The 14329-nt window shown below is 65.2% G+C and carries 12 protein-coding genes and 1 other RNA gene; 6 read left to right on the top strand and 7 right to left on the bottom strand.

The features are described 5' to 3' along the window. Both QZY06_RS20985 and QZY06_RS20980 read right to left on the bottom strand, forming a co-directional pair. Positions 1–1267 (bottom strand): sulfatase-like hydrolase/transferase (locus QZY06_RS20985; protein WP_295687922.1); only part of this gene is annotated, 1267 nt, incomplete at its 3' end. Positions 1268–1351: 84 nt separating this feature from the next. Next, a complete protein-coding gene (locus tag QZY06_RS20980) occupies positions 1352–2707 on the bottom strand; it encodes a phosphomannomutase (protein WP_295687920.1) in 1356 nt (451 codons plus the stop codon). A gap of 178 nt (positions 2708–2885) precedes the next feature. On the opposite strand from QZY06_RS20980, the gene ffs reads away from it, so the two are divergent. The 3 genes from ffs (at position 2886) to QZY06_RS20965 (ending at position 3833) form a co-directional block, all read left to right on the top strand. Continuing rightward, positions 2886–2982: signal recognition particle sRNA small type (gene ffs, locus QZY06_RS20975), an RNA gene on the top strand. Positions 2983–3144: 162 nt separating this feature from the next. After that, the gene (locus QZY06_RS20970) at positions 3145–3432 is read left to right on the top strand and encodes a type II toxin-antitoxin system HigB family toxin (RefSeq protein ID WP_295687918.1); all 288 of its coding nucleotides are present in this window, start codon (positions 3145–3147) and stop codon (positions 3430–3432) included. Beyond that, complete coding sequence (locus QZY06_RS20965; protein WP_295687915.1) at positions 3420–3833, top strand: hypothetical protein; 414 nt, start codon at positions 3420–3422, stop codon at positions 3831–3833. Before QZY06_RS20970 ends, QZY06_RS20965 begins: the two co-directional genes overlap by 13 nt. A gap of 47 nt (positions 3834–3880) precedes the next feature. Here the strand turns inward: QZY06_RS20965 and QZY06_RS20960 are convergent, their stop codons facing one another. From QZY06_RS20960 to QZY06_RS20945, 4 genes are read right to left on the bottom strand one after another with little or no spacing between them, the layout of a single operon-like run. Next, the gene (locus QZY06_RS20960; RefSeq protein WP_295687911.1) at positions 3881–5452 is read right to left on the bottom strand and encodes a glycosyltransferase family 39 protein; all 1572 of its coding nucleotides are present in this window, start codon (positions 5450–5452) and stop codon (positions 3881–3883) included. Beyond that, the gene (locus QZY06_RS20955; protein WP_295687907.1) at positions 5445–6530 is read right to left on the bottom strand and encodes a glycosyltransferase family 2 protein; all 1086 of its coding nucleotides are present in this window, start codon (positions 6528–6530) and stop codon (positions 5445–5447) included. The genes QZY06_RS20960 and QZY06_RS20955 overlap by 8 nt, the downstream gene beginning before the upstream one ends. Before the next feature lie 36 nt (positions 6531–6566). Next, complete coding sequence (locus QZY06_RS20950; protein WP_295687905.1) at positions 6567–7514, bottom strand: lysylphosphatidylglycerol synthase domain-containing protein; 948 nt, start codon at positions 7512–7514, stop codon at positions 6567–6569. A gap of 7 nt (positions 7515–7521) precedes the next feature. Beyond that, on the bottom strand, positions 7522–8514 hold the full coding sequence (locus QZY06_RS20945; RefSeq protein WP_295687902.1) for a GDP-mannose 4,6-dehydratase: 993 nt from the start codon (positions 8512–8514) through the stop codon (positions 7522–7524). Positions 8515–8713: 199 nt separating this feature from the next. Here QZY06_RS20945 and dnaX point away from each other — a divergent pair, with 199 nt between their 5' ends. The 3 genes from dnaX (at position 8714) to recR (ending at position 11464) form a co-directional block, all read left to right on the top strand. Continuing rightward, positions 8714–10432, top strand: a complete 1719-nt coding sequence (gene dnaX, locus QZY06_RS20940) for a DNA polymerase III subunit gamma/tau (RefSeq protein ID WP_295687899.1) — start codon at positions 8714–8716, stop codon at positions 10430–10432. 86 nt (positions 10433–10518) lie between these two features. Further along, on the top strand, positions 10519–10836 hold the full coding sequence (locus QZY06_RS20935; RefSeq protein ID WP_022975504.1) for a YbaB/EbfC family nucleoid-associated protein: 318 nt from the start codon (positions 10519–10521) through the stop codon (positions 10834–10836). A gap of 28 nt (positions 10837–10864) precedes the next feature. Next, positions 10865–11464 (top strand): recombination mediator RecR, encoded by a 600-nt coding sequence (recR, locus tag QZY06_RS20930; protein ID WP_295687896.1) that lies wholly within the window; start codon positions 10865–10867, stop codon positions 11462–11464. 1 nt (position 11465) lies between these two features. Here recR and mfd read toward each other — a convergent pair. Then, the coding region (gene mfd, locus QZY06_RS20925; RefSeq protein ID WP_295687894.1) for a transcription-repair coupling factor at positions 11466–14329 on the bottom strand (2864 nt) is incomplete at its 5' end.

Here is a 14329-nt window from a genome sequence, read left to right as displayed (position 1 = left end):
TGTCGAGCTTGTAGTCGATGTGTGCGTGCTTGTCGTAGGGCGCGTGCTCCTTCACCGACAGGAAATACAGGAACAGCGGCTGGGCACCATTCGGGCCGGCGCGGTGCTCGCGGATCAGCTTGATCGCCGCCTCGGCCATGCGTGGTGTTTCGGCGATGTCCCATTCATCGCCAGGGTATTTGTCGTACTCGGGGAAGTCGCGCAGGGTCAGGATCTGATCGGCGCCCATCAAATCGTAAGTGCGGCCGGCGCCGTAGAAGCGCTTGAAGGTCGGCATCAGCACGATGGTGTGATAGCCCTGTGCCTTCAGCACCCGGAACAGATTGGTCTGGGTGCGGGTGCCGATGGTAGTGAACACGCGGGCGCGATGGGCGCCGAAATCGTCCGGTACCAGACCGCTCAGCGCCGAGAACTCGGACAGCCAGGTCTTGCCGCCGAAGGTGTGAGTGCGCAGCAAGCCCATCGCCCGGGTTTCCGGGCTGCGCTCGAACATCGGCAGCGGCGGCAGCGCCGCGCCCGGCAGCTGGAACTGGCGCGGGTTGAAGGTCGATTCGTGCAGCCACAGCACCACGTCTGGATGCGTTGGCAAGACCGGACGAGCCTGCTCGCCGAGGGCGACCTCGGCGGTCAGGAACGGCGTCGGATCGCCCTCGTGCAGCGGCACCTCGAATTCGTAGATCTGCAGGGAGAACAGCAGTCGGCTGACGACGCCGCACTTGTTCGCGGCGTTGCAGTTGGCATCGTCGAGCCAGACTTCCCAGGTGTGGTGATGACGCAGCGCGGTCAGTGCGCCGACCAGCGAGAGCGCCACCACGGCGGCGCCGATACGCAAGCGGCGCGGCAGACGAGCGCTGCGCGGCGTCGCCAGCGTGGCGTCGACGATCAGCAGCAGCAGCACGGTGCTGAAGCCGGCCAGGGTCGTGTAGATGCGCGGGTACTGGCGGACGATGGTCCAGTTTGCCGGCTCGGTCACGAACGACCAGTCGGCGACGATCAGCCGGGTGTAGAAGTAGACGAACTTCAGCTCGCCCATGCCGTAGATGAACAGCGCGAAAGCTGCCGCAATCGACAGGCTCCAGACCCAGCGGCCGGTCAGGCTCAGCAGCAATGCCAACGGCAACAGGAACAGGCTGGCGTTGATCAGCAGGCACCAGGCGTCGGCGGAATCCTGCACCGACACGAACAGCGCCGCGCCGATCACCAGGCAGCGCAGCAACAGCAGCAAGATCCGCGCGACCGCAGTCGCGCGAGACTTCAGGCTACTCAACGAAGACCGCCGTTGCTCGCGTCGCGAGGACGGCTAGGGAATGGGGCGCGGGCGGTCTTGGTCAAGGATGGCGGGCAGTTTCGGTCAGGTCGCGTCGATCAGGGCGAGAAGCTCGGCAGTCTTCGCTTCCATCAGCCCGGGGTTGGCGCGCGATTCTACATTCAGACGCAGCACGGGCTCGGTGTTGGAGCCGCGCAAGTTGAAGCGCCACTCGGCGAACTCCACCGACAGGCCATCGACCTTCTCGACCTTGGCGTCGCCGGTGGCGTACTTCGCCTCGACCTTGGCGATCGTGCCCTTCACGTCCGACACCTTGCGGTTGATCTCGCCCGAAGCCGGGAACTTCGCCTGGCGGTCCTCCACCAGCTGCGACAAGCTCATGCCGCTCGCCGAAATCAGACCGGCCACCAGCAGCCACGGGATGTTGCCGTTGTCGCAGTAGGCGAAATCGCGGAAGTAGTGATGGGCGCTCATCTCGCCGCCGTAGATCGCGTTCTCCAGGCGCATGCGCTCCTTGATGAAGGCGTGGCCGGTCTTTGACTGGATCGGCAAGCCGCCGGCGGTCTTGACCATGTCGACCGTGTTCCAGGTCAGGCGCGGGTCATGGATGATCTTCGCGCCGGCTTCGAGCTTGAGCATCGCTTCGGCGAGCAGGCCGACGATGTAATAGCCCTCGATGAAGCCGCCCTTCTCGTCGAACAGGAAGCAGCGATCGAAATCGCCGTCCCAGGCCACACCGAAATCGGCCTTGTGCTCGATCACGGCGGCGGACGTCGCTGAGCGCATCTCCGGCAGCAGCGGGTTAGGAATACCGTTCGGGAACGTGCCATCCGGCTCGTGATGGATCTTGATGAACTCGAACGGCAGGTGCGGTTCCAGTGCATCGATGACCAGGCCGGCCGAGCCGTTGCCGGCGTCGACGACGATCTTCAGCGGCTTCAGGACCTTCGGATCGACATAGCCGAGCAGATGCTTGACGTAGTCCGGCCGGTAGTCGTGCAGCGTGCGCTTGGATTCGCCGGTCGGTACCGTCGCGGTCGAGGCGGCGGTGGCTTCTTCGAGTGCGCGCAGGCCGGTGTCGCCGGAGATCGGGATCGCGCCGCCCTTGACCAGCTTCATGCCGTTGTAATCCATCGGATTGTGGCTGGCGGTGACCATGATGCCGCCGTCGATGCCCGGCTGGAACGACGCGAAGTAGACCTCTTCGGTGCCGCCCAGGCCGATGTCGACCACTTCGACGCCGCCTTCGACCAGGCCGTGCGCCAGCGCATTCAGCAACTCGGCACTGGACAGGCGCACATCACGGCCCAGCGCGACGCGCTTCGGGCTGAACGCTGCGGCATAAGCGAGGCCGAGGCGATAGGCAACGTCGACATTCAGTTCATCGGGAACGCGGCCACGGATGTCGTAAGCCTTGAAGCAGGGCAGGCGCTGGGTCATGAGTTTGGGTCTTTGGTGTGGGTTTCGTTGTCGCGGCGGAGAGCATGCAACAGGTCGGGGTGCGGCCGATGTAAACAAAGCAGGCTGTATGCCTGATCGCGCGCCCGTATGGCGAAATCACATGCAGAAATTATGCTTGAGCTTCGCGGCCACAGAGGGGACAATCCGCGCCGGTCCGCGCTGGTGCCCCCGCGACGGCAAGCCGTGAACCCCGCCAGGCCCGGAAGGGAGCAACGGTAGCGGTGCAGCCGGGCGCCGGGGTGTCGCTAGCGCGGGCCACTTTTTCCAAGTTGCATCGATACGGCTCGCCTGGTGCGAGCCGTTTTCGTTTTCAGCTCCCAGTGCGGCGCGGGACCGTGCTGGCCGCCGCGCCCATCGAATGGGGCGAATCAGATTTCTGCAATTGCGAATAATCTCAAATCGAGATATTTTGATGCATGGTCATGCATGTCATTGCGAAGAGAACGCTGCGCCAATTCTGGGCCGCGAATCCCGACGCCGAAATGCCGCTGACGCGCTGGCATAGCCAGATGGTCAAAGGTCAGTTCAGCAGTTTCGCGGATCTCAAAGCCGTGTTCGCCGGTGCTGATTGGGTTAACGGTTACGTCGTGTTCGACATCGGGGGCAACAAGTACCGCCTGATCGTCGATGTGGTGTTCGCATCGCAGACCGTGTTCGTGAAACAGATTTTCACTCACAAGGAGTACGACCGATGGAAGCCCTGAACGTAGCGAAAGTGAAGGCAGCCTGGGCCGGACTCGAGCGAGCCGTCGGCTTTTCCGAGATTGCCGATGAGCGTCAGTACGATCATGCGCTGGCGCTGATCGAAGCGATGATCGACGAGGTGCGTGGCGCTGATCGGCATCCGCTGCACGCAGGCATTCGCTGGCTGGCGCAGGAGATCGAAAGCTGGGAATCACGCGCCCATCCGGTCCCGGTGCTGAGCGGCCGCGAGTTCCTGCGCTCCCTGATGGCTGAGCAAGGGCTCAAGCAGTCCGACGTCCCGGAAATCGGCACGCAAGGTGTGGTGTCCGAGGTGCTGGCCGGCAAACGCAGCTTGAACGCGCGGCAGATCTCGGCGCTGGCGAAGCGGTTCAGAGTCTCAGCGGATGTGTTTCTCGACTAGTTAGAGAAAGATGCAAGACCCAGTGAAGTGGCTGATCGCCGAGAATCTCAAGGTTTGCCTTCGCCCTGCCTCAGCAGCAGCGCCACACCGCCCTTCTTGAATTCTGGAATCAAAGTCACGCTGGCGCCCAGTTCGCGCTGCAGGTCCGGAATCCGGTCCAGCTTCACGAACACCAGTTCGCCCGGTTCGGGCAGGCGGTTCGGGGTGATCGCGCCGCGGTAGACGCTGAAGGTCGGCAGGAAGGTGCGATAGCTGACTGTCGACGTACCCAGTTCCTTGGCCCGCAGCGCGGCTTCCCGCACCGGCAGTTGCTGGGCGGCGGCGAGCACCGGGATGAAGCCGAACCAGACCAGCATCGACAGCGCCATTCCGGCACCGAGCAGAGCCTGCCAGGCGGCGGTCCTGCGCCGGAACAGCAGCACCAGGATTGCGACCAGCACCGTGCCACTGAGGATCGTGTAGTCGAGCCCGAACGAACGCGCCGCCAGCGAGACGATGCCGGCTTCGTATGGGCGATCGCCGTCGACCGGAACCAGTGGCAGCACCCAGGGCAGGCTGGCCAGCAGCAGGGCGAAAAGTAGCGCCGGCAGCAGGGTCCAGAACTTGGCCGGCAGGCGGTTCCAGGCGCGGCCGAACAGCACGAACAGCGGCGTACAGCCGTACAGCAGGTAATGCGGCAGCTGGGTGCCCGAGAACGAGAAGAACAGGAACACGAAGGCGAACCAGAGCAGCAGGAACACGTCGAGCGGATCAGGCTTGCGCAGCCGCGCGAACGTGCCCGGCAGCAGCGCGGTGAACGGCAGCACGATCAGCGGCAATGCTGCGATGTAGTACCAGAGCTTGCCGCCGTGACCCTGCATGGTGCTGCCGTAGCGGGTCAGGTTGTGCTCGAACAGGAAGTGGAAGAAGAAATCGGTCTGGCCGGTCATCGCCAGCGGCGCCATCCACAGCGCGACCACGGCCAGGAACACCAGCCAGCCGTAGGGATCGAACACGGCGGCGAGCCAGCGCAGCGGCTGGCGCTGGCTGAGATAGAACACCAGGGAGACGATCACCGGCAGCGCGACCGCGATCGGCCCCTTGGTCAGAAAGCCCAAGCCCATCCACAGATAGATGCGCAGCAGCTTGCCGCGGGTCGGCGCCAGCCAGTGCTGGTAGATGCCGAGCATCGCCAGTGCGATCCATAGGTTCAGCATCGCATCGGCGATCGCCGCGTGGCCGATGACGCTGGACATCAGGCTCAAGGAAACCGCACCGGCGGCCAACAGTGCGGCATTGCGGCTTTCAGTCAGCATGAAAGTGGCGCGGAACACCACGAACATCCAGGCCGAGGCACAGAGCGCGGACGGGAAGCGGAAGCCCAGTTCGTTGGGACCGAACAGGCTCACCGAAGCCGCCTGTGCCCAGTAGATCAGGATCGGTTTGTCGTAACGCGGCTCGCCATTCAAGGTGGTGATCAGCCACTGGCCGCTGGCGAGCATCTCGCGCGTCGCCTGGCTGAAGGCCCCTTCGTCGAGGTCGAACAGCGGCACCGCCCACAGGTTCGACCAGAAGCCGAGCAGCACCGCTGCGAATAGAAACCCCAGATGCGCTGCGCTCAGCCGTTCCGTCTCAAGCACGATTGCGATCTGCCTCGTCGGTGCTCAGCACGGCTGCGGCCGGTTCGACCAGCTGCGCCCAGCTGTTGCTGTTGTCCAGCACCGCGCCGTTGGCGACGGTCAGCGGGCCTTCGGTGCGCTGATAGAAGACACGGGACAACATTTCCGCGATCAAGCCGGTGGTCAGGAACTGGATCGAGAAGACCAGCAGCAGCACGGCGACCAGGAACAGCGGACGGCCGCCGATCGATTCGCCGAGCACGAATTTGACGAAGCCGAGCCAGGTCATCGCGGCACTGCCGACGAAGCCGAGCGCCAAGCCGATCGAGCCGAAGAAATGGCCGGGCCGGGCGCGGAAGCGCAGGAAGAAGAACACGGTCAGCAGATCGAGCACCACGCGGAAAGTCCGCGAAATACCGTACTTGCTTTCGCCGAACTGGCGCGCGGCATGGCCGACCGGCGTTTCGCCGATCCGCGTCGGGCTGGTCACCATCGCCGCCCAGACCGGGATGAAGCGGTGCATCTCGCCGTACAGGCGCACCTGCTTGATCACCGTCGCGCGGTAGACCTTCAGTGAGCAGCCGTAATCGCGGATCTTCACGCCGGTGACTCGGGCGATCAGCTTGTTGGCGAGCTTGGACGGCAGCTTGCGGCTCATCCAGGCGTCCTGGCGATTGGCGCGGTAGCCGGTCAGCAGGTCGAGATCGCGCTCATACATCTCGGCGACCATGCGCGGGATATCGGCGGGATCGTTCTGCAGATCGCCGTCAAGCGTGGCGATGACATCACCGCGCGCCGCATCGATGCCGGCCTGCATCGCCGTGGTCTGGCCGTTGTTGCGGGCAAAACGGATGACGCGGACATGCGGGCCGTACTTGGCGCCTTCGCTGATCAGGCGCTTGCCGGTTTCATCGAGGCTGCCGTCGTCGACGCAGATCAGCTCCCAAGGACCGGCATAGGCGGCGAGGCCTTCATGGACGCGGGCCAGCATCGGCGCGACGTTGTCCTGCTCCCGGTACATCGGGATCACGATCGACAGGCTGGGCCAGCTTTTAAGACTGGAACTCGGCGGCAGGCTTTCCGTCACGTTGCAACTCATGGAAGACAGGACCCAAAGTCTAGCATCGGGCTTCCGTCATTCCGGTTGTGAGACCGGCTTCGATTGGGGAGCGCCCACGAGCCAGGCCAGCGCGCCGGCGATCAATGCGGTGGTCAGCACCAGCAGATGCAGGTTGACGGCTGCCGCCAGCAAGGCGCCCAGCTCGGTGGCACCGGATGCCGGCGCCAGCAGCGCCATCACACCGGCCTCGTAGGTACCGAAGCCGCCGGGCGCGTGCAGCGGCAGCACGGTCGACAGATCGCCACCGATCGCGCCCAAGGTGCCGAGCACTGGCGACAGCTGCGCCAGCAGACCGAGCACGATGCCGAGCGCCAGCAGCTTCACGCTCCATGCGGCCCAGGTCAGCAGCAGATCGAGCGCCAGTCCCGAGGCCTGCCTGGGCAGGCCGGACAGGGCTTTCGCCGCGAAACCGGCGAGCTTGCCGCTGCGCCGCGCAAGCCTCGCCTGCAGCGGTTCACGCAGCGCGTAGACCGCGAGCGGCGCAATGGCCGCCAGTGCCGCGCCGAGCCAGGCCAGCGTCGACAAACCCTGCACCCGCAGCAGCCAGCCGCTGGCTGCGCAAGCGGCGGCGACCGTCGCCAGCACATGCAGATCGAGCAGGCGCAGCCAGACCAGCGTGCCGGCGGCCTGCGTGGTATCGATGCCGAACCAGCGCCGCATCAGCACCGGAAAACTGACTTCGCCGGCGCGCGCCGGCAGGATCAGGTTCAGTGCGTTGTTGATCAGGATCAGCCGCAGGCAGGCGAACCAGGCGCCGCGCGGAATCTGCGTTTCCGCGAGATAGATGCGGGTGCCGCGCAATGCATAGCTGGCGAGCATGCCGACGATTGCCAGCACCAGGGTCAGCGGCGCGATCTGCGACCACGGCGCCAGCAGCCGGGACCAGCCCCAGAAATGCTCGACCGCCGCCGCGAACACGCCGAGAACGACGACATTCAGCCCCAGCGCGAGGCCGCGCTTCATGCCCGGCTCAAGGCTGGACGGCAAGCCAGCTGGCGAAGCGGGCGAGGCCGGTATCGAAATCGGTGGCAGGCGTATAGCCAAGCAGCGCCTGCGACTTGCGGATGTCGGCCCAGGTGCGGCGCATCTCGCCGGGCTGCCAGTCCTGCCAGTCGATGTTCGCCTTCACGTTCAGTACTGATTCCAGCTTGTGGATCATCTCCAGCAGGCCGATCGTGCGGTTGTTGCCGAGGTTGAACACCTCGTAGTTCGCGCAGGTCGTATCGGCGGCAAAGGCCATCGCCGCGCGAACGCCAGCGACGATGTCGCCCCAGTAGGTGAAATCACGCTCGGACGAGCCATCGCCGTAGACCGGGAGGGTCTTGCCGTCGAGCATCAGCCGCGCGAACTTGTGGATCGCCAGGTCCGGACGCTGGCGCTCGCCGAACACGGTGAAAAAGCGCAGCGCGACAAAGCGCAGGCCGAAGGTCTGGGCATAGACATAGCCCAGTTGCTCGTCGGCGAGCTTGCTCGAGGCGTAAGGGTTGATCGGCAGCAGGCCGAGATCGGTCTCGGCCCATGGCAGACGCGGGCAGTCGCCGTAGACGCTCGACGAGGAGCCGAACACGAAGGCCTTGATGCCGCGCTGATGGGCCAGGCTCAGCAGATTCTGGGTGCCGATGACGTTGGTCATCTGGTAGCCGAGCGGGTCGGTCAGCGAATTCCGGACGCCGGCTTTGGCGGCCAAGTGGACGATCGACGTATACGTCCCATTGAGCAGCGAATTCAGCTTGGCGCCGTCACGGATATCGGCCTCGACCAGACGGTAGGCCGGGTGATCGAGGTGCGCAGCGATGTGCCGGCGCTTGATGCTGGCCGGGTAGTAGGGATCGAAGTTGTCGATCACCGTCACCTGCCAGCCATCGCCGAGCAGGCCGTCGACCAGATGGCTGCCGATGAAACCGGCGCCGCCGGTGACCAGGGCATGACCCGGCGCGAGCGGGGCGGGAAGCGGGTGGCTCAAGGGATCACTCCTGCTGGGGGAACGCCTGGGGAGTGCGGAGTTTACGCGGTCATTCCGTGCCTACGATGTAGGGCGGCCCGCGGCCGCCTTCCTGCGCAGGATACGAGGGTGCGCAGCGGGCGCGGCCCGCTCTGCGCTGGCGCGCCCCAGTCTCATCCGCGACAATGCCCTCATTCCGTCTGGCCACCCTGTCTCTCCCATGAGCTATCTCGCGCTTGCGCGCAAATGGCGTCCGCGCCGCTTCGAAGACGTGCGTGGCCAGGGCCATGTGGTCAAGGCGCTGACCCATGCGCTGGATGGTGATCGCCTGCATCCGGCGATCCTGCTGACCGGCACCCGCGGCGTCGGCAAGACGACGCTTGCCCGCATCATCGCCAAGGGCCTGAACTGCCAGACCGGCGTCAGCGCCAATCCCTGCGGCGTCTGCTCGGCCTGCAAGGAAGTCAACGATGGCCGCTTCGTCGATCTGCTGGAAATCGACGCCGCCTCGAACACCGGCGTCGACAACATCCGCGAGCTGATCGACAACGCCCAGTACTCGCCAGCCCGCGGCCGCTACAAGGTCTATCTGATCGACGAAGTCCACATGCTGTCGAAGGGCGCGTTCAACGCGCTGCTGAAGACGCTGGAGGAACCGCCGCCGCACGTGAAGTTCATCCTGGCGACCACCGATCCGCAGAAGCTGCCGATCACCGTGCTCAGCCGTTGTCTGCAGTTCAATCTGAAGCGCCTGAGCGTCGCCCTGATCCGCGACAACCTCGCCGATATCCTTAAACACGAAACGGTTGATTTCGAGATCGGCGCGCTTGCCGAACTGGCGCGTGCTGCCGATGGCTCGATGCGCGATGGCCTGTCGCTGCTCGATCAGGCGCTGGCCTTCGCCGGCGGTGCGAAACTCGAAGCGCTGGCGGTCGAGGACATGCTCGGCACCGGTGGTCGCCGCAATCTGTTCGCGGTGATCGAAGCGCTGGCGGCTCACGATGGCGATGCGCTGCTCGCCGCACTGCGCCGGCTCGATGAATCGGCGCCGGATTTCCACGCACTGCTGAATGATCTGGCGATGCTGCTGCAGCGGCTGGCGATGCTGCAGCTGCTGCCGAATGCCGGCGACGAGGATGACGATCCGCGCCTCGCGCCGCTGGCGCAGACGGTGGCCGTCGAGGATGTGCAGCTCTGGTATCAGATCGCCGTGCTCGGTCGCCGCGATCTGCCGTACGCGCCGGATCCGCGCCTCGGTTTCGAGATGAGCGTGCTGCGCATGTTCGCGCTGAAGCTCGATGATGGGGGCGGTTCGGCGGTGCCGACCGGTGGTGGTGGCCGAGCGCTCGCCGCTGCAAAGCCCTCCATTTCAGCGGCTGCGCCAGCGACGACGTCGCGAGTCGCTGAAGCCACACCCGCAGCGCGTATCGTGGTCAACGAGCCGCCGGCGGCCAGCAGCCTGCCTCGCAGCGCTCACATTCTGATGCCGAGCGCGACCCGTACCGCGCCGACCGAAGCCTTCGTCGCGCCGGTCGCAACTCCGGCTGCCACCACCACGCCGGGCACGGTCTGGCATCGCCTGGTAGACGAGCTCGGCCTCGACGGCATGGTTCGCCAGCTTGCCCGGCACTGCGCCTGGCTGGGTCGTGAGGGCGAAACCCTGCGCTTCGCGCTCGATCCGCGTGCCAGACATCTGCTCACCGACGAGCGCCGCCTCGCCGTGCAGACCGCGCTGATCGGCAAGCTGGGCCCGCTGAATCTGGATATCAGCGTCGCTGCCAGTCCCGACGTGCTGCATCCCGCCGCCGCCGACGAGCAGCGTCTGATCGATCGTCAGCGCGATGCCGAAAAAGCCATCGAGCAGGACCCGGTGGTCGCCAGCTTCCGCACGCTGTTCGGTGCCACGGTGCGTGCCGGCTCGATCCAGCCCATTGATTGATTGGCGACTGTTTGCCGATTGAAGTTCCCGATGCGTGGCCCCACCGTCGCTGGTCGAGCCCGCAAGAACCCCGCAGGAGAGATGAGATGAAAGGTCCGCTCGCGCAGCTGATGCAACAAGCGCAGAAGGCGCAGGAAACGATGAAGAAGGTCCAGGCCGAGATCGCCGCCGCCGAAATCACCGGCGAGTCCGGTGCCGGCCTGGTCAAGATCACGCTGAACGGCAAGCACGAAGCCAAGCGCGTCGTCATCGACGCCGAGGCCCTGAAGGAAGACAAGGAATTCCTCGAAGACCTGATCGCTGCTGCGATCAACGACGCTTCGCAGAAGCTCGAGCGTCACTCCTCGGAGAAGATGTCCAAGGTCACCGCCGGCATGAACCTGCCTCCGGGCATGGGTTTCTGAGGCTGCCATCCGCTTGCACTGAACGCCGATGGCCACTTATTCGCCGCGCCTGAGCCGCCTGATCGAAGCCTTGCGCCGCTTGCCCGGCGTCGGGCCGAAGTCTGCGCAGCGGATGGCGTTTCACCTGCTCGATCGCGATCGTGACGGCGCCGCCTTCCTGACCACGACCCTGGCCGAAGCGCTGACCGGCATCGAGCGCTGCCCGAGTTGCCGGATGTTCCGCGAGGACCAGCAGTGCCGGTATTGCGGCGACACGCGAGTGGCCACCGGCCAGCTCTGCGTCGTCGAGGCTCCGGCCGATCTGCTGGCAATCGAGAACGCTGCCGGCTATCGCGGCCGCTACTTCGTGCTGATGGGAAAACTATCGCCGCTCGATGGCATCGGCCCAGCCGAGCTGGGCCTGGAAACGCTGGCCGGGCTGCTGGCTGAAGGCTCGGTACGCGAGCTGATCATCGCGATCAACCCAAGTGTCGAAGGCGAGGCGACCGCCTGGTATCTCGCCGAACTGGCGCGCAGCCAGAATGTCGCCGTCACCCGCATCGCCCATGGCGTGCCGATGGGTGGCGAGCTGGAATACGTCGACGGCGGCACCCTGGCGCGGGCGATCAGCGGGCGCCTGCCGGTCTGAATCAGGTTGCCGAATTGACCGGGGTTGCTACCAGTCTTGCCAGCAGCGCCTGCAGCAACGGCGCTCGTTGCGCCGGGTCTTCGAGTTCCTTCGCGGTGATGTTCAGCCGCTTCTGGCCTTCGAGCTTGTAGACCTTCGGCTGGCTCTGGATCAGCTTGATCAGCTTGATCGGCTCGATCGCCGGTTGCAGGCCGAAATCGAGCATCGCGGTCTTGGCACCGGCGCGAATCTTCACGAAGCCGGCCGCTTCGCCAAGCTGGCGCAGGCGCGCGGAGTCGCACAGACGCTCGACCTGCGGCGGCAGCAGACCGAAGCGGTCGATCAGCTCCACCTTCAACTCTTCCAGCGAGTCCTCATCCTTGGTCTCGGCGATTCGCTTGTAGAGAACCAGACGGGTGTGCACGTCGGGCACGTAATCGTCCGGAATCAGCGCCGAAGAACCGAGATCGACCTCGCAAGGTGCCTGGCCGAACGGCGCATCGGCGATCTTGCCGTGGCGCAGCGCGCGCACCGCGTTGGCGAGCAGCTCCGCGTACATCGTGAAGCCGATCTCCTCGATCTGGCCGCTCTGGTTCTCGCCGAGCAGTTCGCCGGCGCCACGGATTTCCAGATCCTGCGTTGCCAGCGCGAAGCCGGAACCGAGTTCGCCGAGTTCCTCGATCGCCTGCAGACGCTTGTTGGCGTCATCGCTCAGGGACCGCCGCGATGGCACCAGCAGATAGGCGTAGGCGCGGTGATGACTGCGGCCGACACGGCCACGCAGCTGATGCAACTGGGCAAGGCCGAGATGATCGGCGCGGTCGATCAGGATGGTGTTCGCGGTTGGCACGTCGATGCCGGATTCGATGATCGTCGTGCAGACCAGGATGTTGAAGCGCGCGTGATAGAAATCGAGCATCACCTGCTCGAGTTCGCTGGCCCGCATCTGGCCGTGCGCGACTCTTACCTTGCCTTCCGGCACCAGGGTCTGGATATCGGCGGCGAAGCGCTCGATGTCCTTGACCTCGTTGTGCAGGAAATACACCTGGCCGCCGCGGCGCAGTTCGCGCAGGCAGGCTTCGTAGACGAGTGCCGAATCCCATTCGGCGACGAAAGTGCGGATGGCCAGACGCGAAGTCGGCGGCGTGGCGATGATCGACAGATCGCGCAGCCCGGCCATGCTCATGTTCAGGGTGCGCGGGATCGGTGTCGCGGTCAGCGTCAGCAGATGCACTTCGGCGCGCAGGTTCTTCAGGCGTTCCTTGTGGCGGACGCCGAAACGGTGTTCCTCATCGACGATCACCAGGCCGAGATCGGCGAAGCGCACGTCGTCCTGGATCAGGCGATGAGTGCCGATGACGATGTCGACCTGGCCCTTGGCGAGATCGTCGAGCAGCGCCTTCTGTTCTTTTGCCGTGCGCAGGCGGCTGAGGCCGGCGATGCGGATCGACGGGGTGCCGGCCGGTTCGCCGATCGCTTCGCAGTACTGGGCAAAGCGATCGCGGAAATTCTTTTCGTGCTGCTGAACGAGCAAGGTGGTGGGCGCCAGCACGCAGACCTGCTTGCCGTTGATCGCCGCCGCGAACGCGGCACGCAGCGCGACCTCGGTCTTGCCGAATCCGACATCACCGCAGACCACGCGATCCATCGGCTTGATCATCGCCATGTCGGCGAGCACGGCGTCGATCGCCTTCTGCTGATCCGGCGTGGTAACGAAGCGGAAACCCTCGTTGAACACTGCGAAGGCTGCTTCGTCGACCGGCAGCGCCATGCCTTCGCGTGCCGCGCGGCGGGCCTGGATCTGCAGCAGTTCGGCGGCGACATCGGCTGCCCGTTCCTTGGCCTTTGCGCGGGCTTTCGACCAGCGATCCGAACCCAGGTTATGCAGCGGCGCAGCCTGCTCCTCGGCACCGGTGTAGCGGTGGATCTGGTTGAGGCTGGCGACCGGCACGTAGAGCTTGTCGGCGTCGGCGTATTCGAGCACCAGATACTCGGCCTCGATGCCGCCAGCATCGAGCCGCAGCAGGCCACGATCGCGACCGACGCCGTGTTCGACATGCACCACCGGCGCACCCAGCTTCAGGTCGTTGAGATCGCGAAGAATGGTTTCCGGATCGCGCACCTTGCCGCGCTTGCGCATGGACACCGGCGCCCGCGAGCCGAACACCTGGGCCTCGGCGATGATCGCGACGTTCGCAGTCGGCAGATTCAGGCCGTCCTGCAGCGGCCCGAGCAGGATGCCGTAGCGGTTGCCATCGCCGGCAAACGTGGCCCAGCGATCGTACTGACGCGGCAGGATGCCGAGCGGTTTCAGCCAGCCGAGCAGCGCTTCGCGGCGGCCGGCCGATTCGGCGATGAACAGCACGCGGCTGGTTGTCGTCTTGAGGAAGGCCTTGAGTTCGTCGGCGGTGCCGGCGATCGGGGCGCAGGCGAAGTCGGCAAGGCCGTCGGCCTTCGCCGCCGATTCACCCATGCCGACTTGTGGGTAGTAGCCCAGCTCTTCCCGCGCTGTCGCCGGCGTCACGAACAGATCGGCCGGCCGCATCAGCGGCCGTTCCAGATTTCCCGAATAGCGCTCGAAGCGCTCCTCGATCTGCTTCCATTCGCTGGCCAGTGCAGCGTCCAGATCATCGGTGGCGATGATCAGTGCGTGCACCGGCAGATAGTCGTAGAGGGTCGCGGCGGCAGCCGAATTCGCTGTTTGGGGCGAGAAGAACAGCGGCAGATAGGCTTCGACGCCGCCCGGCATCAGGTTCTTGCTGACTTCCGAATAGATGCGCGAGCGTGCCGGATCGCCCGGGAAATACTCGCGGTAGCGACGCCGGAAGGTTTCGATGCCGGCCTTGTCGGTCGGGAACTCGCGGGCCGGCAGCAGGCGGATTTCGC

It is taken from the genome of uncultured Nevskia sp. (assembly GCF_903885465.1).
GTDB lineage: Bacteria > Pseudomonadota > Gammaproteobacteria > Nevskiales > Nevskiaceae > Nevskia.
Note: the sequence above shows the minus strand (reverse complement) of the source record. Positions and strands in the feature narration are given on the sequence as shown.

Bases quoted from the DNA above. Each gene is read 5' to 3' on its own strand.
- QZY06_RS20980 (WP_295687920.1), bottom strand. From the start codon at position 2,707: ATGACCCAGCGCCTGCCCTGCTTCAAGGCTTACGACATCCGTGGCCGC.
- QZY06_RS20970 (WP_295687918.1), top strand. From the start codon at position 3,145: ATGGTCATGCATGTCATTGCGAAGAGAACGCTGCGCCAATTCTGGGCC.
- QZY06_RS20965 (WP_295687915.1), top strand. From the start codon at position 3,420: ATGGAAGCCCTGAACGTAGCGAAAGTGAAGGCAGCCTGGGCCGGACTC.
- QZY06_RS20955 (WP_295687907.1), bottom strand. From the start codon at position 6,530: ATGAGTTGCAACGTGACGGAAAGCCTGCCGCCGAGTTCCAGTCTTAAA.
- QZY06_RS20950 (WP_295687905.1), bottom strand. From the start codon at position 7,514: ATGAAGCGCGGCCTCGCGCTGGGGCTGAATGTCGTCGTTCTCGGCGTG.
- dnaX (WP_295687899.1), top strand. From the start codon at position 8,714: ATGAGCTATCTCGCGCTTGCGCGCAAATGGCGTCCGCGCCGCTTCGAA.
- QZY06_RS20935 (WP_022975504.1), top strand. From the start codon at position 10,519: ATGAAAGGTCCGCTCGCGCAGCTGATGCAACAAGCGCAGAAGGCGCAG.
- recR (WP_295687896.1), top strand. From the start codon at position 10,865: ATGGCCACTTATTCGCCGCGCCTGAGCCGCCTGATCGAAGCCTTGCGC.